Source organism: Stenotrophomonas sp. ESTM1D_MKCIP4_1 (assembly GCF_003086895.1).
Classification (GTDB): domain Bacteria; phylum Pseudomonadota; class Gammaproteobacteria; order Xanthomonadales; family Xanthomonadaceae; genus Stenotrophomonas.
The window spans coordinates 3,128,747-3,149,727 of sequence record NZ_CP026004.1 but is presented as its reverse complement, the minus strand read 5'-3'; the positions used below and the strand labels follow the sequence as shown (position 1 = coordinate 3,149,727).

15 protein-coding genes and 1 riboswitch are annotated in these 20,981 nt (G+C 67.4%); of the genes, 9 read left to right on the top strand and 6 right to left on the bottom strand.

From position 1 onward, the window contains the following. Window positions 1-23: 23 nt before the first annotated feature. The 3 genes from C1924_RS14430 to C1924_RS14420 all read left to right on the top strand — a co-directional run bounded on the left by C1924_RS14430 (window position 24) and on the right by C1924_RS14420 (window position 2,736). Window positions 24-770, top strand: a complete 747-nt coding sequence (locus C1924_RS14430) for an AraC family transcriptional regulator (RefSeq protein WP_108765922.1) — start codon at window positions 24-26, stop codon at window positions 768-770. A gap of 81 nt (window positions 771-851) precedes the next feature. Next, window positions 852-2,222 (top strand): amino acid permease, encoded by a 1,371-nt coding sequence (locus C1924_RS14425; protein ID WP_108765921.1) that lies wholly within the window; start codon window positions 852-854, stop codon window positions 2,220-2,222. A gap of 103 nt (window positions 2,223-2,325) precedes the next feature. Beyond that, window positions 2,326-2,736: a VOC family protein gene (locus C1924_RS14420; protein WP_108765920.1), complete on the top strand. Its 411-nt coding sequence runs from the start codon at window positions 2,326-2,328 to the stop codon at window positions 2,734-2,736. Between the two features lie 446 nt (window positions 2,737-3,182). Here C1924_RS14420 and gcvP read toward each other — a convergent pair whose 3' ends face one another. Next, window positions 3,183-6,050, bottom strand: coding sequence for an aminomethyl-transferring glycine dehydrogenase (gene gcvP / locus C1924_RS14415; RefSeq protein ID WP_108765919.1), 2,868 nt, complete (start codon window positions 6,048-6,050; stop codon window positions 3,183-3,185). Between the two features lie 63 nt (window positions 6,051-6,113). Then, window positions 6,114-6,216, bottom strand: a riboswitch (glycine riboswitch). Between the two features lie 308 nt (window positions 6,217-6,524). On the opposite strand from gcvP, the gene C1924_RS14410 reads away from it, so the two are divergent. Both C1924_RS14410 and C1924_RS14405 read left to right on the top strand, forming a co-directional pair. After that, window positions 6,525-7,751, top strand: coding sequence for a multidrug effflux MFS transporter (locus C1924_RS14410; protein ID WP_108767074.1), 1,227 nt, complete (start codon window positions 6,525-6,527; stop codon window positions 7,749-7,751). Window positions 7,752-7,842: 91 nt separating this feature from the next. Beyond that, window positions 7,843-8,235, top strand: coding sequence for a hypothetical protein (locus C1924_RS14405; protein WP_108765918.1), 393 nt, complete (start codon window positions 7,843-7,845; stop codon window positions 8,233-8,235). A gap of 97 nt (window positions 8,236-8,332) precedes the next feature. On the opposite strand, the gene C1924_RS14400 is transcribed toward C1924_RS14405, so the two are convergent. The 4 genes from C1924_RS14400 to C1924_RS14385 all read right to left on the bottom strand — a co-directional run bounded on the left by C1924_RS14400 (window position 8,333) and on the right by C1924_RS14385 (window position 14,932). Then, a complete protein-coding gene (locus C1924_RS14400; protein WP_108765917.1) occupies window positions 8,333-10,297 on the bottom strand; it encodes a M2 family metallopeptidase in 1,965 nt (654 codons plus the stop codon). Window positions 10,298-10,703: 406 nt separating this feature from the next. Beyond that, complete coding sequence (locus C1924_RS14395) at window positions 10,704-12,353, bottom strand: phosphoethanolamine--lipid A transferase (protein WP_108765916.1); 1,650 nt, start codon at window positions 12,351-12,353, stop codon at window positions 10,704-10,706. Next, window positions 12,350-13,117 carry a phosphatase PAP2 family protein gene (locus C1924_RS14390; RefSeq protein WP_108765915.1) on the bottom strand — a complete coding sequence of 256 codons (768 nt, stop codon included), beginning with the start codon at window positions 13,115-13,117 and terminating at the stop codon, window positions 12,350-12,352. The genes C1924_RS14395 and C1924_RS14390 overlap by 4 nt, the downstream gene beginning before the upstream one ends. A 111-nt stretch (window positions 13,118-13,228) precedes the next feature. Further along, on the bottom strand, window positions 13,229-14,932 hold the full coding sequence (locus C1924_RS14385) for a glycosyltransferase family 39 protein (protein WP_108765914.1): 1,704 nt from the start codon (window positions 14,930-14,932) through the stop codon (window positions 13,229-13,231). Between the two features lie 132 nt (window positions 14,933-15,064). On the opposite strand from C1924_RS14385, the gene C1924_RS14380 reads away from it, so the two are divergent. Further along, entirely contained in the window at window positions 15,065-15,775 is a 711-nt protein-coding gene (locus C1924_RS14380; protein ID WP_108765913.1) for a response regulator transcription factor, read from the top strand. Beyond that, entirely contained in the window at window positions 15,759-17,045 is a 1,287-nt protein-coding gene (locus tag C1924_RS14375; RefSeq protein ID WP_108765912.1) for a HAMP domain-containing sensor histidine kinase, read from the top strand. The genes C1924_RS14380 and C1924_RS14375 overlap by 17 nt, the downstream gene beginning before the upstream one ends. Before the next feature lie 421 nt (window positions 17,046-17,466). On the opposite strand, the gene C1924_RS14370 is transcribed toward C1924_RS14375, so the two are convergent. Beyond that, window positions 17,467-17,856: a VOC family protein gene (locus C1924_RS14370; RefSeq protein WP_108765911.1), complete on the bottom strand. Its 390-nt coding sequence runs from the start codon at window positions 17,854-17,856 to the stop codon at window positions 17,467-17,469. 164 nt (window positions 17,857-18,020) lie between these two features. On the opposite strand from C1924_RS14370, the gene C1924_RS14365 reads away from it, so the two are divergent. Continuing rightward, window positions 18,021-19,271: a DUF819 family protein gene (locus C1924_RS14365; protein WP_108765910.1), complete on the top strand. Its 1,251-nt coding sequence runs from the start codon at window positions 18,021-18,023 to the stop codon at window positions 19,269-19,271. 259 nt (window positions 19,272-19,530) lie between these two features. Further along, the gene (locus tag C1924_RS14360) at window positions 19,531-20,661 is read left to right on the top strand and encodes a DUF3103 family protein (RefSeq protein ID WP_159094807.1); all 1,131 of its coding nucleotides are present in this window, start codon (window positions 19,531-19,533) and stop codon (window positions 20,659-20,661) included. Window positions 20,662-20,981: the final 320 nt, after the last annotated feature.

Below are 20,981 nucleotides of genomic sequence, written 5' to 3'. Positions count from 1 at the left end.
GCGCCCTCGGGTATGCTTGCTGCATGCGAGTCGAGCCCACCGACATCGAAGCCCTGTTCGACGCCATCCCGGACGTGCTGTTCTTCATGAAGGACCGCCAGGGCCGTTACACCCACGTCAACCAGACCATGCTGCGGCGGCTGGGCCTGCGTGCGCGCAAGGACGTCATCGGCCGCACCGCCGCCGAGATCTATCCGACCGGCCTGAGCGCGGACTACGTTGACCAGGACGCGCGCGTACTGTCCGGCGAGGTGATCGAGAACCTGATGGAGCTGCACCTGTTCGCCAACCGCGAACCGGGCTGGTGCCTGACCTGCAAGCGGCCGCTGCTGGTGGATGGCAGCATCCAGGGCTTGATCGGCATCTCCCGCGACCTGGGCCAGAAGGACAGCCTGGGCAGCCAGTACGAGCAGCTGCGCCTGGCGCTGGCCCACCTCAACGCGCACTACGCCGAGAACGTGCGCATGCAGACCCTGCTGGACATCACCGGTTTCTCGCTGTCCAAGCTGGAACGCAGCTTCCGCAAGGTGTTCCAGATGACGCCGCAGCAGGTGCTGACCCGGCTGCGCATCCAGATGGCCATGCACCTGCTGCATGGCGATGACAGCATTGCCTGCATCGGCCAGGCCTGCGGCTTCAGCGACCAGAGCGCGTTCACCCGCAAGTTCAAGGCTGAAACCGGTTTCTCGCCGCGCGCCTATCGGGCCCGCATCGGGGAGAACGTCGACGCGACCATCGGCGGCACGGCCGGCGAGGCCATGCTGCCCTGAGCGGTCTGCTGCACTGTGCCTATCGCCGCAGGTGGCGGACAATGTAAGGTGACGCCCCTGTAGCCGCCGCCAATCCTGCCGATGCCCGCCAGCCCCGTTACGCCTGCCTCGCCGTCCCGCCTGGGCCATTCGCTCAAGCCGCGCCAGCTGATCATGATGGGCCTGGGCAGCGCGATCGGCGCCGGCCTGTTCCTTGGTTCCGGCGTGGGCGTGCAGGCCGCCGGCCCGGCCGTGCTGGTGTCGTATCTGGTCGCCGGCGCGCTGGTGATCATCGTGATGAACGCCCTGGGCGAAATGGCGGCAGCCAAGCCCACCAGCGGCGCGTTCTCGGTGTACGCAGCCGACGCCATGGGCGCCACGGCCGGTGCCACGGTCGGCTGGCTGTGGTGGGTGCAGCTGGTCATCGTCATCGCCGCCGAGGCCGTGGGTGCGGCGGGCCTGCTGGCCACGGTCTGGCCGGCGATTCCCGTGCCGATGGCCGCGCTGGCCTTCATGCTGTTCTTTACCGCGATCAACCTGCTCGGGGTGAAGAACTTCGGCGAGTTCGAGTTCTGGTTCGCCATCCTCAAGGTGGTGGCTATTCTGGCCTTCATCGCCATCGGCATCGCCCTGCTGATGGGCTGGCTGCCGCAGGTGGCGTCGCCCGGGCTGAGCAACTTCACCCAGCACGGCGGCTTCGCGCCCAACGGTCTGGCCGGAATCGGCGCGGCGCTGCTGGTTGTCGTTTTTGCCTTCGGTGGCACTGAGATCGTGGCCGTGGCCGCGGCCGAAACCGAAGACCCCGAGCGCAGCATCGCCCGTGCCATCCGCACCGTGGCCTGGCGCATCCTGGTGTTCTACATCGGCTCGCTCAGCGTGATCATCGCGGTGGTGCCGTGGACCAGCGAGGCGCTCAAGTCGCCGTTCGCCGCCGTGCTGGACGTGGCCAACATCCCCGGTGCGGCCACCGCCATCACCCTGATTGCCGTGATCGCCCTGCTGTCGGCCCTCAATGCCAACCTCTACGGCGCATCCCGCATGATCTATTCGCTGGCGCAGCGCCGTGAGGCGCCGGCCGTGCTGGGCTGGACCGACCCGCGCCAGGTGCCGGTCATCGCCGTGCTGGCCAGTGTGCTGTTCGGCTTTGCTGCAACCATCATGGAACTGCTGTTCCCCGACAAGGTGCTGCCGGTGCTGCTGAACATCGTCGGTTCCACCTGCCTGCTGGTGTGGACGCTGTCGCTGGTTTCGCAGCTGGTGCTGCGCCGCCGTGCCGAGCGCCTGGGGACCCGCCTGCCGTTCCGCATGGCCGGCTTCCCGTGGCTGACGATCTGTGCGCTGGCCATCCTGGCGCTGATCTTCGGCCTGCTGCTGAGCGAGGCGCATACGCGCCTGCAGTTCCTGTCGATGGTGGCCCTGACCGCCGCCATCGCGGCCGGCAGTGCCATCGCCCGGCGCATGCGCGAAGCGTGACCGGGGGTGCCGGCCGGCGGCCGGCACTACCACGGGGGCTGCACATCCGCCGTGCCATCCTGAGCGCGTGGGCCGTCATCGGCCCGTCGAACAGGAGTACCGCATGCTGCGCAGCCGCCCGTTCCTGATGTTCACCGGCCAGGCCGAGGCCGCCATGGCGCTGTACGCCGAGGCCTTCGCCGATTTCCACCTGCTGGCCCTGCAGCGCCATCCCGAAGGGGCGGGCGCGGGCGTGCCCGGGCAGGTACGCCAGGCCATCTTCCTGCTCGGTGGCACGCACTATCTGTGCTTCGACAGCCTGGACGTGCATGACTTCACCTTCAGCCCGTCGATCTCGCTGTTCGTCGAATGCGCCGGCAGCGAACAGTTCGAGCGTGCGGCACGTGTGCTGGGCGAGGGCGGGCACTGGCTGATGCCGGTGGGTGACTACGATTTCAGCAACCGCTATGGCTGGGTGCAGGACCGTTACGGCGTGTCCTGGCAGTTGAGCCTGGGGCAGATGCCGGACCCGTGAGAAAACGGCATCCACGCATGGCGTGGATCTACTGGAAAATGCCGACGGTAGATCCACGCCATGCGTGGATGCAGCGGACCACCCGCAGTAGAGCCACGCCATGCGTGGATGCAGCGGACCACCCGCAGTAGATCCACCCCATGCGTGGATGCAGCGGATCACCCGCAGTAGATCCACGCCATGCGTGGGTGCAGCGGACCACCCGCAGTAGATCCACGCCATGCGTGGATGCAGCGGCCCACCCGCAGTAGAGCCACGCCATGCGTGGATGCAGCGGACCACCCGCAGTAGATCCACGCCATGCGTGGATGCAGCGGACCACCCGCAGTAGATCCACGCCATGCGTGGATGCAGCGGACCACCCGCAGTAGATCCACGCCATGCGTGGATGCAGACGAAAACGGCCCGCTTGCGCGGGCCGTTCCGTTTACCGATCCATCGAGAATTTATGCCTCGACTTCATCGTCCTTGTAGGCATCGACCGGGATGCAGGCGCACATCACGTTCTTGTCGCCGTACACGTTGTCGACGCGGGCCACCGGCGGCCAGTACTTCTGCAGCTTCAGGCTGGGCAGCGGGAAGGCCGCCAGTTCGCGCGGGTAGGCGTGGGTCCACTCGCTGGCGGTCACGGCGGTCGCGGTGTGCGGCGCGTTCTTCAGCGGGTTGTCCTCGCGGTCCAGTCGGCCGTCTTCGATCGCGCGGATTTCCTCGCGGATCTGGATCATCGCGTCGATGAAGCGGTCCAGTTCGTGCAGCGATTCGCTTTCGGTCGGCTCGACCATCAGCGTACCGGCCACCGGGAAGCTCAGCGTCGGGGCATGGAAGCCGAAGTCGATCAGGCGCTTGGCCACGTCCTCGGCACCGATGCCGCTGGTCTTCTCCAGCGGGCGCACGTCGAGGATGCACTCATGCGCCACCAGGCCGTTGCGGCCGGTATACAGGGTCCTGAAGTGCGGGGCCAGGCGCTTGGCGATGTAGTTGGCGTTGAGCTGGGCCACCTGGGTGGCCTTGCGCAGGCCTTCGCTGCCCATCATGGCGATGTACATCCAGCTGATCGGCAGGATCGAGGCGCTGCCAAAGCTGGCGGCGCTGACCATGCCGACCGGGCCGTTGTCGCCCAGCTTGCCCGGCAGGAACGGTGCCAGGTGTTCCTTCACCGCGCACGGGCCGACGCCCGGGCCGCCGCCGCCGTGCGGAATGCAGAAGGTCTTGTGCAGGTTCAGGTGCGAAACGTCCGAACCCCACTTGCCCGGCTTGGCCACGCCCACCAGGGCGTTCATGTTGGCGCCGTCGGTGTACACCTGGCCGCCATGCTGGTGGATGATCTCGCAGATCTCGACCACCTCTTCCTCGAACACGCCGTGCGTGGACGGGTAGGTGATCATGATCGCGGCCAGGCGGTCGCTGTACTTCTCGGCGTTGACGCGGATGTCTTCGACATCGACGTTGCCGTTGGCGTCGGTCTTGGTCACCACGACCTTCATGCCGCACATCTGCGCCGAGGCCGGGTTGGTGCCGTGCGCCGAATCCGGAATCAGGCAGATATCACGGTGGCCCTCACCGCGCGAGCGGTGGTAGGCGCGGATTGCCAGCAGGCCGGCGTATTCGCCCTGCGCGCCGGAGTTCGGCTGCAGGCTCACCGCGTCGTAGCCGGTGCACTCGACCAGCATCGCTTCCAGCGACTCGATCAGTTCCTTGTAGCCCAGCGCCTGGTCAGCCGGCACCAGCGGATGGATCTGCGAGAACTCCGGCCAGGTCACCGGGATCATCTCGGCGGTGGCGTTGAGCTTCATGGTGCACGAGCCCAGCGGGATCATCGTGCGGTCCATCGCCAGGTCCTTGTCGGCCAGCGAACGCAGGTAGCGCAGCAGTTCGTGCTCGCTGTGGTGGGTGTTGAACACCGGGTGGGTGAGGAACGCGGACTGGCGCAGCAGGCCGGCCGGCAGTTCGTCGGCGGTGCTGGCATCCAGTGCGTCCACATCGGCCTGTGCACCGAACACGGCGGCGAGGGCGACGATGTCGGCGCGGGTGGCGGTCTCGTCCAGGCTGATGCCCACCGAATCGCTGTCGATCGCGCGCAGGTTGTAGCCGGCCGCGCGGGCCTTGGCGTGGACCTCATCGGCGTGCACGCCGGTGATGTGCAGGGTGTCGAAGAAGTCGCCACCGACCTGCACGCCGGCGCTGCGCAGCGATGCGGCCAGGATCGAGGCCAGGCGGTGGGTACGGCGCGCGATGCGGGCCAGGCCTTCCGGACCGTGGTAGACGGCGTACATCGAGGCCATCACCGCCAGCAGCACCTGCGCGGTGCAGATGTTGGAGGTGGCCTTCTCGCGGCGGATGTGCTGCTCGCGGGTCTGCAGGGTCAGGCGGTAGGCCGGCTTGCCTTCGGCGTCGATGGACACGCCGATCAGGCGGCCCGGCATCGAGCGCTTGTAGGCGTCACGGCAGGCCATGAACGCTGCGTGCGGGCCGCCGAAACCGAACGGCACGCCGAAGCGCTGGCTGTTGCCGACCACGATGTCCGCGCCCCATTCGCCGGGGGCGGCCAGCAGGGTCAGGGCCAGCAGGTCGGTGGCCACGGCCACCAGGCCGCCGCGTGCGTGCACGGCATCGACCAGGGCCTTGTAGTCGCCCACCTGGCCGAAGGTGTCCGGGTACTGCAGCAGCAGGCCGAAGGCCTCCGCTTCCAGCGCTTCGGCCGGGGTGCCCACGCGCAGCACGATGCCCATCGGCTCGGCGCGGGTGCGCAGCAGTTCCAGCGTCTGCGGGTGCACGGCGTCGTGCACGAAGAAGGTGTCCGACTTCGACTTGGCCGAACGCTTGGCCAGGGTCATCGCTTCAGCGGCGGCGGTGGCTTCGTCCAGCAGCGAGGCGTTGGCGATTTCCATGCCGGTCAGGTCGGCACACAGGGTCTGGAAGTTGATCAGCGCTTCCATGCGGCCCTGCGAGATCTCCGCCTGGTACGGGGTGTAGGCGGTGTACCAGGCCGGGTTTTCCAGGATGTTGCGCAGGATGACGTTCGGCGTGTGCGTACCGTAGTAGCCCTGGCCGATGAAGCTGCGCAGCACGGTGTTCTTGTCGGCGATCGCGCGGATCTTCGCCAGCGCCTGCACTTCGGTCATCGATTCCGGCAGCGCCAGCGGTGCGGGCGACTTGATCCTGGCCGGCACGATGGCATCGGTCATCGCATCCAGCGACGCATGGCCGACGACGTCGAGCATCTGCGCGATCTCGGCATCGTTGGGGCCGATGTGGCGCTCGACGAACGCCGAATGGTGCTCGAGCTCGCGCAGGGAGGGGGTGTTCTGGGACATGGCGAAGGATCCGTCAGGAAAGGGCACACGCACGGGCACAAAGCCGCCGGCTGGCGGTCTGCGGGGCGCCCCTCTGTCCTTTTGCCTGAGAGTTTAAAAGCGCGGCAAACCGCAGCTTCGTGCCCCTTCGGCGCCGGATCGAACCGGTCTCTCCAGAGTTCTGTTACGGGTGGTATCGGGCCTGAGCGATTACGGGCGTTGCGCCTTCGGCAGCGGTGTTCCGCTTCTCCCACCATGTTGCCTGCCCATTATAGCCGGTTGCCATGGCTGAACGCGGCCCGGAAAGCCGGGCAGGGCACCGGCCCGCCTGAACGGCCGATGGCCCGGGCATGCGTTCGGTGCAGTGGTCGATGGCATCGGCTGCATTGGCGGCCTATCATGGCCGGACTCTCGTATTCATCTGGCGCCGTCCCTGCTGCAGGGGATCGGCGCCCGCCGTGCGTGCCGCGCATGGCCCTGCCGGACGCTTTGCCGATGACCGCCGCTGTTGCCCCTTCCACCCGACGCATGGCCCTGCTGCTGGCAGGCCTGGCGATGTTCGGCCCGTTCTCGATCGACACCATCTTCCCGGCCTTCCCGCAGCTGGCCCAGCGCCTGGCAGTGGATGAAGTGGCCGTGCAGCAGACCATCAGCGTCTACCTGCTGTTCTACGCGCTGATGAGCCTGGCGCACGGGCCGCTGTCCGATGCCTGGGGCCGCAAGCGGGTGATCCTCGCCGGCCTGGTGGTGTTCATCGGTGCCTCCGTCGGCTGCGCACTGTCCACCGACCTGACCACGCTGCTGGTGTTCCGCGCGCTGCAGGGCCTGTCGGCCGGCGTCGGCATGATCGTCGGCCGTGCGGTCATCCGCGATCTCTACCACGGCCACGACGCGCAGCGGCTGATGAGCCAGGTGTCGATGCTGTTCGGCATCGCCCCGGCCATTGCGCCGATCATCGGTGGCTGGATCCTGCTCAGCGGCGCCGGCTGGCCGCTGATTTTCTGGTTCCTGGTGGCGTTCTCGCTGCTGCTGCTGGTCTGCACCGCACGCTTCATGCCCGAAACCCATCCGGTGGAAGCGCGCATGCCGCTGTCGCCGCGTGGGCTGCTGCGCGATTACGTGCGCATCGGCTTCAATCCGCGTTTCCTGCGCCTGGCGCTGGCCGGCAGCATCAATTTCGGCGGCATCTTCCTGTACATCGCCTCGGCGCCCGTGTTCGTGATGCAGCACCTGCACCTCGGTGAGGGCGGTTTCGCCTGGCTGTTCATTCCCACCATCGGTGGCATGACGGCAGGCTCGTTCCTGTCCGGTCGCATGGCCGGGCGCACCGCGCCCACCCGCCAGATCGCCATCGGCTTCACCCTGTGCGCGGTGTCGGTGCTGCTCAACGTGGGCTACGTGGCACTGGCGCCGCAGTTCGCCCTGCCGTGGGCGGTGCTGCCGATCTTCCTGGGCGGCATGGGCATGGCGCTGATCTTCCCGATCCTGGCCCTGGCCGTGCTGGACATGTACCCGCACCAGCGCGGCCTGGCGTCCTCGCTGCAGGCGTTCATCCAGCTGATGATCAGCACCGTGGTGGCCGGCCTGGTCTCCCCGCTGCTGAGCGGCACCCCGCTGCATCTGGCGCTGGGCCAGGCCGGCTTCTTCGCCGCCGGGTTCGTATTCTGGTACTGGGAACACCGCCGCGAGCGCGCCCTGCAGGCCGTGGCCACGGGCCGCTGACCGGCCGCGGGAGCGGTGGCGGGCGCCCCGTGAAGCGGCACCGCGGCCGGGGTGCGCTATCCTTGCGCCCCCCCGTAGCGATGCCGCCCCCATGTCCACCACCTCCAAGACCCGCCGCGACCAGCGCCGCCGCCAGGAAGAGAAGGCTGCCAACAAGGCCGCTGCCCAGGCTTCGCCGGTGGAGCCGCATGCCGAACTGCGCGATGCGCAGCGCACGCTGCTGGCCGGTGTCGTGCGCCGCGATGGCGAGTGGGTGCTGGGCATGGATGGCCGCATCGCCGGGCACAGCGAGAGCGCCGCGCAGGTGCTGGCGCTGATCATGCAGGCCGGTGAACTGCACGAGCGCAACGGCACGCCGGTGCGCCTGATGTACTCCGACGCGCTGCGCGATGCTGCGCAGGCCGAGGCCAGGGAGAAGGGCCAGACCTTCGAGGAATACAAGGCCGAGCTGGCCGCCGCGATGGCGGCGAAGAAGAACAGTTGACGTCATGAGGTAGTGCCGGCCGCTGGCCGGCAACCCATTGCCGGCCAGCGGCCGGAACTACCGAAAGGGGCGGATCCTCGCGGATCCACCCCTTTTCTCATTTCGCTGCCGGTGCCGCGCTGGCCTGCCAGCCGCACATCTGGCCCTGGTTCTGCTGCTTCAGCCATTCGTTGACCGGGCTGAAGTACTCGATCATCGGGCCCGCATCGAGCTTGTCGCTGCCGGTCAGTTCCTTCAGCGTGGCCTGCCACGGCTGGCTGGCACCCTTGCTCAGCATCGCCCAGTACTTCTGGCCGGCTACCTTGTTCCCGTAGAAGGTGCACTCATGCAGCGGCCCCTTGTAGCCGGCGGCATCGCACAGGCCCTTGTAGAACTGGAACTGCAGGATGCGCGCCAGGAAGTAGCGGGTGTACGGGGTGTTGCCCGGCACATGGTATTTCGCGCCCGGATCGAAGAATTCCTCGCCGCGGGTGCTGGCCGGGGCCACGCCCTGGTACTTGGCCTTCAGATCCCACCAGGCCTTGTTGTAGTTGTCCGGGGTGATCGAGCCATCGAACACACCCCAGCGCCAGCGGTCGATCATCAGCCCGAACGGCAGGAACGAGACGCCCGACAGGGCCATGCGCATCTGGTTGTTGATGACCGCCTCGCGGCTTTCGGTCGGCGCATCCACCAGGCCGATCGAACTGAGGTACTTGGGCGTCATCGCCAGCACGATGGTGTCGCCGATCGCTTCGTGGAAGCCATCGTTGGCACCGCTCTGGAACAGCGGCGGCAGCGGGTTGTAGGCCAGGTCGTAATACAGGTGGCCCAGCTCGTGGTAGATGGTGGTGAAGTTCTCTTCGTTCGGCTTGATGCACATCTTGGTGCGCACGTCGCCTTCCATGTTCATGTCCCAGGCACTGGCGTGGCAGACCACGTCGCGGTCATCGGGCTTGATGAACTGGGTGCGTTCCCAGTACGTCTGCGGCAGCGAGGGCATGCCCAGCGACACGTAGAAGTCCTGCGCGCGCTCGGTCATCTGCTTGGCGGTGCGCAGTTCGGCCTCGCGCTGCGCCTTGTATCGGGCGGTCACGCCGGCATCCCTGCCGGCCTTGTCCAGCGCCGCGCTCAGGTTGGACTGGTACTGCTTTTCCAGCGCCGCCGTGATGTCCAGGCTGCCGGCACCGGGGTATGGTTCCAGCTGGTCCCACAGGTTGGACCAGTCCTGCTGCCACATGTTGCCCAGCAGGTGCGCGGCGATCAGGCCGTTGCCCACTTCGGCCTTGTCCTTGCCGTAGGTCGTGTCCAGCTTGCCGCGTGCGTAGCAGTGCAGCTGCTCGTACATCGGCTTGACCTGTTCCCACAGCCGGTCGGTTTCCGGCCCGATCTGCTCCGGCGGCATGTCGTAACCGCTGCGCCACATCTGCCCGGCATCGGTGAAGCCCATGCCCTTGGCGCCTTCATTGACCAGGCTGACGAACTGCTGGTAGTCGCCGCGCATGCTCTTGGTGGTGCTGTGCCAGCCCTGCCAGGCATCGAGCTGCTTGTCGTAGTCGCGGCTGCGTGCCAGCACCTGTTCCAGCTCGCCCAGCTGGCGGCAGGAGTTGGGATCGTTGGCATCGGTGCAGTACTTGCCTGCGCCGTAGCTGCCTTCCATGCGGGTGGCGATCTGGGTCAGCTGGGCCAGCTTGGCCGCATCACGCGGTGCGGGCATCGAGGACATCAGCTTCAGCAGGTGGATGGCGCGCTTGCTGTCCTCGCTCATCGGCTGGCCCTCGAACTTCGCGGCCTGCTCGATCCAGCTGTTGAGCTGGGTCAGCGAACGCTCGTTGGCCTTGGCGGCGATCCGCTCGGAATCGCTGTTGATGTAGGTGGAGGACAGCCACTGGGCCGAGGTCATCTCCGGGTAGGCGGCCTTGAATTCGGCGTTGATGCGGGCGACGAACTGGTCGGCGGTCTCGCCGGCAGGGGCGCTGGCGGTGGCGGCCTCGGTGCCGGGCGAAGGTTCCTTCTTGCAGGCGACCAGGGCCAGCGTGGCGGCTGCGATAGCCGAGGCCAGCAGGAGATGGCGGTGAGTCACGGGCGGTCCTTGGGTGGTGAACGACGGCCGAAGGCTAGTGGGCAGTCGTTGCCACCGCAAGTGGCAAAGGTTCGGCAGGGCTTGCAGCCCTGCACCCGCGCCTTCGACAGGTTCGCTCCGCTGTTGGTAGGTGTCGACCTAGGTCGACACCTACCAGAGCAGAACGCCATTCCGACAGATCGCAGGAGACTGTCGAAGGCGGGGTGGGTCCGGTTGAGGGGGCGTGAGCCGCATGGATGCGGCGACCGAGCCTACAGGGACGTATTTACGGCGTCCCCCTCGACCGGACCCACCCCGCCAACCCACGGATATCCCGCTTCTGACTTTGATGTTGCCGGCCAGCGGCCGGCACTACCGGGGGCTGTGCCGCAGGTGCAGGGCTGCAAGCCCTGCCCAACAAGATCCCTCAGCTCTCGCAGCCGGCGAACAGATCCCGGTCGCGCTCGTACAGCGCGGTCTTCACCTGCATCAGCCCCAGCACCGACGGGAACAGGTTGTCGTGGTCGGTGTACGCCGCCGAACGCCTGCGCACACACTGCAGGTCCAGCCCGCGGCTTTGCGCAAAGCCCGGCGAGAACCACATCGTCATCGGCACGCGCGTCTGCTCGGCCGGGGCGATCGCATACGGTACGCCATGCAGGTACAGACCCTTCTCACCCAGCGATTCGCCATGGTCGGACAGGTAGATCATCGCGGTGTCGTAATCCTGCAGACCCTGCAGCGTGCCGATCGTCCTGCTCAGGAAGTGGTCGGTGTAGAGCACCGCATTGTCGTAGCTGTTGGTGATCTCCTCGCGCGAGCAGCGGCCGATGTCACGCGTATCGCAGGTCGGCTTGAAGCGGGCGAAGGCGGCCGGGTAGCGCTCGAAGTAGGCCGGGCCGTGGTTGCCCAGCTGGTGCAGCACCACCACCCGGTCGCCCGGCCTGGCACGTACCTGCGCCGCCAGATCCTGCAGCAGGATCTCATCCATGCAGCGCCCATCGGCGCACAGCCCCGGCGTGGTCGCGTCGGACAGCGACTGGAAGTCCAGGCCCTCGCATACGCCCTTGCAGCCGGACTGGTTGTCGCGCCACAGCGGCGTGACGCCCGCACGGTTCAGCACATGCAGCAGCGACTGATGTGCACGGATCTTCTTTTCGTTGTAGTCATGCCGTCCCCACGGCGAGAACAGGCAGGGCAGTGAGACCTCGGTGCTGGTGCCGCACGAATGCATGTCCGGGAAATTGATCACCGGTGCCTGCGCCAGTTCCGGGGTGGTGTTGCGCCCGCCGTTGAGGCCCCAGTCCTGGGCACGCACGGTTTCGCCCATCACGATGACCAGCAACCGTGGCTTGCTGGTCGGCGCACGCGGCGTGGCCTTGGCATCGGTGCCGATCGGCAGCTTCGGCGCATGCTGCACCGGATTCTCGCTGCGCAGGGCCCGCGGCATGCCCAGCAGCACGTTGGCCGGGGTGGCCAGGTAGCGCACTTCGCGCTGGTTGCGCATCAGCGCCGACACATCCTGGAACGAGACCAGCGCCCCGCCCAGTGCGGTGGCGGCTGCCACCAGCAGGAAGGCCAGACGCCACAGCAGCGTACGGCCCCAGCTGCGGCGGCGCAGTTCCACCCGCCACAGCAGCACCATCGGCAGCACCGCCAGCAGCAGCACCGGCCAGATCAGCGCGGGCGTCATCAGTTCGCGGCTTTCCTTGGGGTCCGTCGCCAGCACATTGCGCAGCATGTCCGCATCCAGATAGATGTGGAACTGGCTCATGTAGTGCGCCGCGAAGGCGGTCACCAGCAGCAGCACGCTGGTCACCACCTTGGCATTCCAGCGCCACACCACCAGGCCCAGCAGCAGCCCGTGCGCGCCCAGCAGCAGCGACAGAAGTGACACGGCGTAGCGCAGGCTGCCGGGATGGCTGGCCATGGCGCTGTGCCAGAACAGGCCGTTGCCGGCGACGGCGAAGAACAGGCTAGTCAGCGCGATCAGCGCTTCGGTGGACAGCTGCGGGCGCCAGCGGCGAAGGCTGGCCAGCGCCGGCAGGCGGAACGAACGTTGGACCGATGCATTCATGCACGTGCCTCCTGGCGGGTCGGACGTTCCAGCGTGCGCCGGGCCAGCAACCGTTCGGTGATCAGGAACAGGGCCAGCGACAGCAGCCAACATATCAAGGCCGTGGCGACGTCGTGCGAAAGAAAATGGGCACCGCGCAGCTGCTGGCTGATGCCGAACACCAGGCCGCTGCCGAGGCCGATCCACAGCCCCACCCAGCGCCATGCCGGGCGCCAGAGCAGGGCGAAGAAGTACAGGCACAGCCACGCATAGCCGGCGCTGGCATGGCCGGCCGGGAAGCAGGCGCGTGCGGGCATGCCTTCGGGGCGGTTGGCCAGCAGGCCGATGAAAGGCTCATGGCCCCCGTAGCGCAGCAGGTCCCACGGGCAATCCATCGGCACCAGGGCCTTGAGCAGCGAAATCACCCCGGTGCCCAGCGCCATGGCCACCACCACGTACAGCAGCGCCCAGCGCAGGGTGCGGTCACGGCCACGGCGCCAGTGGTGGAAGCACAGCAGGATCGCCACCAGTGCGGCAGCCGTGCTCAGCCACTTGCCGCCTTTGTGCACGACGGCGCGGGTCAGCCACGCGTCCTGCAGTGCCCAGTGGCCCCCTTCCAGCCGGAACAGGTGATCGGCCAGCCACTGGTCGCCGCCGAAGCCCATCAGCAGGATGAACAGTGGAAGGCCGATGGCCACGGGCAGCAGCAGGTGCGTCAGCGCGAAGCGTGACGCGCGCCAGGAAGGGGTGAGGGCAGAGGCCGGAGCAAGGGGACGGGCGGGCATGCGGCAAGGGGCCATGGCAGGAATCCGCGGCCATGCTCGTCACCTGCATGTCGGAGAAGGGTCGTACATCTGTTCGCGCCGGGTTAATGCGGCCCCGGCGCGGGCCAGGGTTCAGTCTTCTTCTTCCGATGCACCCGCACGTTCGGCATGGCAGCTTGCATCCCAGGCACTGCCCGGCAGCAGCTGCCACCGGTTGCGGTTGGCCATGCCGATGTCGATCACCTGCGCCGGATCCACACAGGGGCTCATCGCCTTGTCCAGCACCAGCACCCAGCGTTTTTCCGGGGCCTGCGCCAGCCAGGGGCCGGCATCGTGCCACTGCTCGGCCCAGGGACGCTTGAAGCCGAATTCGCGCACCGGGCGGTCGGCCTGCAGCAGGTTCTGTTCGCGCCAGGCCACCAAGGCCAGTTCGGCATCCGGTCCGATCCGCTGGCCGACCCGGTGCATCAGCGCTGAGGCCGACGCGTAGGGGTCCAGCGTCGGCATCAGCAGCAGCCCGTACAGCATCCACAGCAGGCCGTGGGTGAGCAGCACCAGCGTGGCCGCACGGCGCACGCGCAGCCAGACCGCCAGCGTGGCCACGGCAATGGCGAAGACCAGCAGGCCATTGCCCAGCACCGGCAGCAGCGAATCCGGCATCGCCCGCCGTGCCAGCTGCGCCTGTGCCCAGTGGCTGTCGGTCATCATCATCACCCCGAGCGTGCCGGTGGCCAGCATCAGCAGCAGGCTGTAGCCGAACAGGTAACGGCGCACGCACAGGCGGCGCAGCAGGCCCGGCAGCAGCGGGGCCACGGCCAGCGCCATCGCCGGCAGCATCGGCAGCACGTACACCTCGCGCTTGCCCGGGCTGGCGGTGAAGAACAGCAGCACCAGCAGCGCCCAGCCCAGCAGCAGCCACTGCCGGCGGTCACCACGGCGCAGGCGGCGCCACCACGGCTTGAACAGCAGCGGCAGCAGCAGGCTGCCGGGCAGCCACAGGGTGAGGATCACCTGCAGGTAGTACCAGGCCGGCTGCCGGTGGTGCCAGGCGTTGGCGTAGCGGGTGCCGGTCTGCTTGAACAGCAGTTCGTGCGCGTAGGACTGCAGCGATGCACTGGGCTCGTGCAGCAGGGCCCAGCCCAGTGGCGCCAGCCACACCGCCACGCCCAGCAGGAAGGCCGGCAGCAGCCACAGCAGGGTGGCCGGGTGCGGGCCGGGCATGGCCTGCCCGCGGCGGCGCTGGTACAGCCACCAGCCGAACCACGGCAACACCATCAGCACCGGCAGGAAGCCCACGCCCTTGGTGACCGTGCCCAGGCCGGCAGCGAAGCCGGCCAGCCACAGCGCTGGCAGATTGCGGCGTTCACCCAGGTGGCGCAGCAGGCCCCACAGGGCCACGGTGGTCATCCCCACCAGCACCATGTCGATCTGCGCGCGCTTGGCCATCAGGCCGAACTGCAGCGTGCAGAACAGCGCCGCCATCGCGTACAGCGAATGCCGTGGCGACCACAGCCGGCGGGCAAGGTCGGACACCAGCCACAGGCTCAGCAGGGCGGCCAGCAGGGAAGGCAGCAGGAAGGACCATTGCCAGCTGCCGACCACCTGGTGCGCCACCGCCTGCAGCCACATGAAGACCGGCGGCTTTTCCGCGTAGAGCTCGCTGCCGCGGTGGGGCAGCAGCCACTGCCCGCTTTCGACCATGGTGCGCGCGGCCAGCACGAAGCGGGGTTCATCCGGCGGCTGCGGCTGGCGCATGCCGATGCCCGCCCCCAGCGAGACGATCATCAGCAGCCACAACAGGGGCAGGAACCAGCGGCGGGGCAGGGCTACGGGCACGGCGGGCTCCGGGATGAAAACGGACATTGTGGAAGGGGACAGGTGGGAACGGCGTCGGAGGCGGGCGCGGGACGACCGCATTCCGACATGCTCAGCGCTACCATGGTACGAATTTCCGTGGACCTTCCGCGCATGCGCTTGTTGGTGATCGAGGACAACCGCCAGCTGGTGGCCAACCTGTTCGACTATTTCGAGTCGCGCGGGCACGTGCTGGACGTGGCCCCCGATGGCATCACCGGCCTGCACCTGGCCGCCAGCCACCCCTATGACGCGGTCATTCTGGACTGGATGCTGCCGCGTATGGAGGGGCCGGAAGTGCTGCGCCGCCTGCGTGCGGAGCAGGGCTCGGAAGTGCCGGTGATCATGCTGACCGCCCGCGACGAGCTGCCGGACAAGATTGCCGGGTTCCGTGCCGGCGCCGATGACTACCTGACCAAGCCCTTCGCCCTGCCCGAACTGGAGGTGCGGCTGGAGGCTCTGCTGCTGCGCGCACAAGGGCGCAACCCGCGCAAGCGCCTGCAGGTGGCCGACCTGGTGCTGGACCTGGCCACCCTGGAAGCCCAGCGTGGCGGCCAGGCGCTGCACCTGTACCCGGCCTGCCGCAAGCTGCTGGAGGTGCTGATGCGGGCCAGCCCCGGCGCGGTGACCCGCCAGCAGCTGGAATTCGCCCTGTGGGGCGACGAGCCGCCGGATGGCGACCTGCTGCGTTCACACGTCTACGAACTGCGCCGCAGCGTGGATGGCCCCTTCAACGACAAGCTGATCCATACCCTGCCGCGCGTGGGCTACCGGTTGGCGGCCAGCGGCAGTGCAGGCAGTGGAACCGATGAAGAGACCGCGTAAACCGGGCCCGCTGTACCGGCGCGTGCTGGTGTGGCTGCTGGGGTACCTGGCGCTGATCTCGCTGGCGGTGTTCAGCGTGGGCAACTACGTGCACGAACATGCAGAGCACGCCGCGTGGCGCGCGCTGCTCAATTCCGAACTGGACAGCATCATCGAGCACGCCGAGCACGACCCGCAGTACCACTGGCAGGATTCGGACACCCTCAGCCTGTACCGCTTCGAGGAAGCGAACATGCCTGCGACCCTGCGCGCGCTGCACCCCGGGCTGCATGACGGAGTCATGGTCGGCGAGCGCGAGACGGCGGTGATGGTGCGCGATACCACCGCGCTGGGGCGGGTAGCGCTCGCCCTGGACATCACCGATTTCCACGACCTGGAACAGTTCGCGACGCGCTGGGTGATGCTGGCCGGCATCATCATGGTGTTCGTCACCGTGCTGATGGCGTCCTTCGGCATGGAACGGGTGGTGCGCCCGCTCAGCCTGCTGGCCCAGCACATCGGCGCATTGCGGCCCGGCGAACAGGGACAGCGCATCGACGTCGATCCCCGTGGCAGTTCCGAACTGCACACGATTGCCGACGCGCTCAACGATTATCTGGACCGCAACGAACAGTTCGTCGAGCGTGAGCGGGTGTTCATCAGTACCGCCAGCCACGAGCTGCGCACGCCGATCGCGGTGATCACCGGGGCGGCCGAACTGGCGCTGGAACAGCCGGGGCTGCCCGAGCGTGCGCACCAGCAGATGCAGCGCGTGCTGCGCACGGCGCAGGGTGTGGAGCAGCTGATCGAGCTGCTGCTGGTACTGGCCCGCGACCCTGCACGGCTGGCCGCGCGCGCCGAGCGGATCGCGCTGGAACAGCTGCTGCCGGAAATCGTCGACGATCACCGCCACCTGCTGGGTGACAAAGACCTGAGCATCGGCATCCAGGCGGCGACGGTGGATATCGTGGCACCACTGGCGGTGGTGCAGGCCGCCATCGGCAACCTGCTGCGCAATGCCATCGAGAACAGTGGCCGTGGCCACATCGAGCTGCGGTTGAGCGCGCAGGCCGTGCTGACCCTGCAGGATCCCGGTCATGGCATGGCCCCGGAGGAAATCGCGGCCATCCATGCCCGCATGGCCCGGGGTGAACGCGCCGACCGCGGCGGTATCGGCCTGGACCTGATCGCCCGCCTGTGCGAACACCTCGGCTGGACCCTGCAGCTGCAGCCCGTGCAGCCGCGCGGCACCCTGGCCACCCTCGACTTCGGCGCCTCGCGCCCCGGCTGACCGCCCTGGTGAATGCCAACCTGGGTTGGCATGCTTTCCGTCGACCAAGGTCGACGCCTACCAGAGCAATCACTGGGTTGGCGTGCGTTCGCCCTGGTAGATGCCAACCTTGGTTGGCATGCTTTCCGCCGACCAAGGTCGACGCCTACCAGAGCAATCACTGGGTTGGCATGCGTTCGCCCCGGTAGATGCCAACCTGGGTTGGCGTGCTTTCCGTCGACCAAGGTCGACGCCTACCAGAGCAATCACTGGGTTGGCGTGCGTTCGCCCTGGTAGATGCCAACCTTGGTTGGCATGCTTTCCGTCGACCAAGGTCGACGCCTACCAGAGCAATCACTGGGTTGGCATGCGTTCGCCCCGGTAGATGCCAACCTTGGTTGGCGTGCTTTACGTCGACCAAGGTCGACGCCTGCCAGAGCAATCACCGCCCCTTCGGACGTTCCACGTGCTGGTCGATCAGGATCACATTGCCATCCGGGTCAGCCAGCTGCAGGTAGCCGGTTCCCTGGCCGTCGGGGTCGGTGCGTGCGCTCAGTTCGATGCCCTGTGCATCCAGCGCAGCCTGCAGTTCGCGCACATCCTCGAAGTCGCCCAGTTCCTGCCGGTACTGGTCCCAGCCCGGGTTGAAGGTCAGCAGGTTGCCTTCAAACATGCCCTGGAACAGCCCGATGACGATGCCACCGTTGCGCAGCACCAGCCAGTTGCGCGCCGCATCGCCGCCGGTCACCACGAAGCCCAGTGCTTCGTAGAACGCGCGCGAGGCGGCCAGATCCTTCACTGACAGACTGACCGAGAAGGCACCCAGTTGCATGGCAGGCTCCGATGGCGATGCGCCGTTGAGGATGTTCCGATTCTGCTCAGCAGACTCGAGCGCGGCAAGCGGCGCAGCATGACCCGGCGTGAAGGCGATGTTAATCTCGGGATGCGCCGCATCCTGCGGCGTTTTTTCCGCCCTTTCGATCGACAGAGGATCCCATGCCGACCGAACCCGCTACTGCCCTGATCACCAGCGACATCGTTGGCCTGGGCCTGATTGCCGCCACCCTTGCCCTGATCTTCTGGGCCGCCAGTGGCCCGACACCCCTGCTGAAGAAGGTCTTCGCCTGGGTGCCCGCGCTGCTGCTGTGCTATTTCATTCCGGCCATCTACAACACGGCCGGTGTCATCGACGGCCACAACACCGCGCTGTACAACCCGGTGGCACGCGACGTGCTGCTGCCGGCGGCGCTGGTCCTGCTGACCCTGTCGATCGACCTGAAGGGCATCGCCAAGCTCGGCCCGAAGCTGTTGATCGTGTTCTGCGCCGGTACCGCCGGCATCATGCTCGGCGCCATCGTGTCGTTCCAGGTGATGAAGCTGATCCACCCCGAAACGGTGGCCGGTGACACCTGGGCGGGCATGGCCGCGCTGGCCGGCAGCTGGATCGGTGGCGGCGCCAACATGGTCGCCATGCGCGAAGTGTTCGGCACAGATGCCACCACGTTCGGCCAGTTCGCCGTGGTGGACGTGGCCTGCGCCAGCCTGTGGATGGCCATCCTGCTGTTCCTGGCCAACCGCGCGCAGCAGATCGACACGCGCAATGGTGCCGACACGCGCGCCATCGATGAGATGAAGGCGCGCATCAGTGCCTACGATGCGCAGAACGCGCGCATTCCCAGCATGACCGACCTGATGGTCATTGTCGGCGTGGCGCTGGGCGGGGTCGGTCTGGCCCATGCCATCGCTGCGCCGCTGGCCGGCTGGTTCAAGGCCAATGTCAGCTGGGCCAGCCAGTTCAGCCTGGACAGCCAGTTCGTATGGGTGATCCTGCTGTCCACAGCCATGGGCCTGGGCCTGAGCTTCACCCGCGCACGCCGCCTGGAAGCGGCCGGTGCTTCGCGGCTGGGTACGGTGTTCCTCTATTTCCTGATTGCCTGCATCGGCATGCAGATGAATCTGCTGTCCCTGCTGGACCGGCCATGGCTGTTCCTGCTGGGGGCGATCTGGATGGCGACCCATGTGCTGGTGCTGTGGGCGGTGGCCAAGCTGCTGCGCGCACCATTGTTCTTCTTCGCCATCGGGTCGCAGGGCAACATCGGTGCGGCGGCCTCGGCACCGGTCGTGGCGGCAGCGTTCCACCCCTCGCTGGCGCCGGTGGGCGTGCTGCTGGGCACGGTGGGGTATGCCACCGGTACCGGCTTGGCCTATGTCACCGGGTTGATCCTGAAGTGGATGGCCAACGGCTGAGCCCCGCCTGGGCGAACCGCCACGCGTAGCACGCGCTGTGTGCAGCCGGGCCCGACTCGGCTGCCGCGTGACATTGACGCAATCGGCACTAGCAATCGGCACTAATTACTGCCAGAACTGTGCGGCAGATAACGGATTAGTGGGCGCAGGGCACGTAGCGTGGCCAAATGCGTCGCGTGGGGAAGCAGGGGGCTCGCGGCGCAGCCTCCGCTGGCGGTTGCCAGCCTTCCCGACAGGTGGGTTCATGACGAATCAATGGATGTTTCGTGCGTCGGCGCTGCTGGCGCTGATGCTGGGTGCAGGATCGGCGCTGGCACAGGCGTCGCTGCAGGCGCGGCCGGCCGATGTGCAGGCGATCACCGATGCCAGCGCGCGTGACGTTGCCGCGCTGATCGCGCAACCGGGCTTCACCGATGCCGCACGGTCGGCACTGCGGTCAGCGCCGGAACGCGGCGTGCCGCTGCAGCAGGTGCTGGCGGGCTTCGATCCGCAGGCGCGTACCTTGGCCAGCAGCAGCCTGGCCCGGCAGGAGAGCCAGCTGCGGCTGCGCAAGGGCCTGCCCGGGCAGGGGCCCGCGCTGCTGCAGCTGCGTGCCTATGTTCCCGACGGCATGTCGTTGGATGCCATCGCGCCGCGTTCGCTGTGGGTGGCCAGCCTGCCACGTGGCAATGACCGCGACTGGACCACGCTGACCGCCTATGACGCACAGGGGCGCGCACACGTGCTGGATGCACAGCAGGCGCCGGACTTCCCGGTGCTGATCGTCGATGTCGATACCCGCCGCGCGGTGGCCGAGGGCATGGCCCTGGTCAACGCCGGGCTGCGTGAACGTGGTCTGCAGTCCCCCGAGCGCATCCGCATTGCCGCCGATGGCGCCAGCGCCTCGTTGGACATCACCCGGCTGGATCGTATCCGCCTGGCCGATGACCAGGAGCCGTGGGCACTGGGGGCGGCGGAGGTGTTCGCGGTTGTGTCCGGCCTGCAGATCGACAACGCTGCGCCGGAAATGGTCACCGTCGACATGCCTTATCTGGATTACGAGGACACCGATTACACCCCGCAGCAGGCGCTGGTGATCTGGGGCAACTATCGGTTCAACGCCGCCAACGTGCAGCTGTTCGAGGATGACGGCGACACCAATTACCAAGAGCTTCTGGTGGCATTGACCAGCGGGGTGAAGACCGCGCTGGGTGTGTTCGCGCCCGAGTATGCGGTCATTGCCGATATTGCCGGTGCCGTCCTCAACGCCATGCCGTCGTCCTGGTTCGCCAACGATATCGACTACCTGGACAGCTTCTATCTGCTGCAGCGTGGACAGGCCTACACCGATCGCATGGGCGCCGCCAACAACGCCAAGGTCACCCTTACGCCCATCACCCTGGTGGAGTAGGTCGGCAGGGCTTGCAGCCCTGCACCTGCGGTAGTGCCGGCCGCTGGCCGGCAACAGCAACAGCAACAACCACAGCCACAGCCACAGCGTCATTCCGTGGGATGACGCTGTGGCTGTGCGTGGATGGCGTAAACCCACCCCGCCTTCGACAGGTTCACGCGGCTGGTGGTGGGTGCCGACCGTTGGTCGGCACATCTGTCAGATATCGATAACCAAAATGGGGTCAGACCCGTTTTCCTTCGGAAAACGGATCTGACCCCGCTTGTGTCTCGCCCACACCGCCCCGCCAACCAGTGCAGTTGATCCGGCCTCTGCGGGCG

Excerpts from the sequence above, each read along its gene's own strand:
- C1924_RS14405 (WP_108765918.1), top strand. The coding sequence starts at position 7,843 with ATGTCCACCACCTCCAAGACCCGCCGCGACCAGCGCCGCCGCCAGGAA.
- C1924_RS14375 (WP_108765912.1), top strand. The coding sequence starts at position 15,759 with ATGAAGAGACCGCGTAAACCGGGCCCGCTGTACCGGCGCGTGCTGGTG.
- gcvP (WP_108765919.1), bottom strand. The coding sequence starts at position 6,050 with ATGTCCCAGAACACCCCCTCCCTGCGCGAGCTCGAGCACCATTCGGCG.
- C1924_RS14370 (WP_108765911.1), bottom strand. The coding sequence starts at position 17,856 with ATGCAACTGGGTGCCTTCTCGGTCAGTCTGTCAGTGAAGGATCTGGCC.
- C1924_RS14390 (WP_108765915.1), bottom strand. The coding sequence starts at position 13,117 with ATGCCCGCCCGTCCCCTTGCTCCGGCCTCTGCCCTCACCCCTTCCTGG.
- C1924_RS14360 (WP_159094807.1), top strand. The coding sequence starts at position 19,531 with ATGTTTCGTGCGTCGGCGCTGCTGGCGCTGATGCTGGGTGCAGGATCG.
- C1924_RS14420 (WP_108765920.1), top strand. The coding sequence starts at position 2,326 with ATGCTGCGCAGCCGCCCGTTCCTGATGTTCACCGGCCAGGCCGAGGCC.
- C1924_RS14430 (WP_108765922.1), top strand. The coding sequence starts at position 24 with ATGCGAGTCGAGCCCACCGACATCGAAGCCCTGTTCGACGCCATCCCG.
- C1924_RS14395 (WP_108765916.1), bottom strand. The coding sequence starts at position 12,353 with ATGAATGCATCGGTCCAACGTTCGTTCCGCCTGCCGGCGCTGGCCAGC.
- C1924_RS14365 (WP_108765910.1), top strand. The coding sequence starts at position 18,021 with ATGCCGACCGAACCCGCTACTGCCCTGATCACCAGCGACATCGTTGGC.
- C1924_RS14410 (WP_108767074.1), top strand. The coding sequence starts at position 6,525 with ATGACCGCCGCTGTTGCCCCTTCCACCCGACGCATGGCCCTGCTGCTG.
- C1924_RS14425 (WP_108765921.1), top strand. The coding sequence starts at position 852 with ATGCCCGCCAGCCCCGTTACGCCTGCCTCGCCGTCCCGCCTGGGCCAT.
- C1924_RS14380 (WP_108765913.1), top strand. The coding sequence starts at position 15,065 with ATGCGCTTGTTGGTGATCGAGGACAACCGCCAGCTGGTGGCCAACCTG.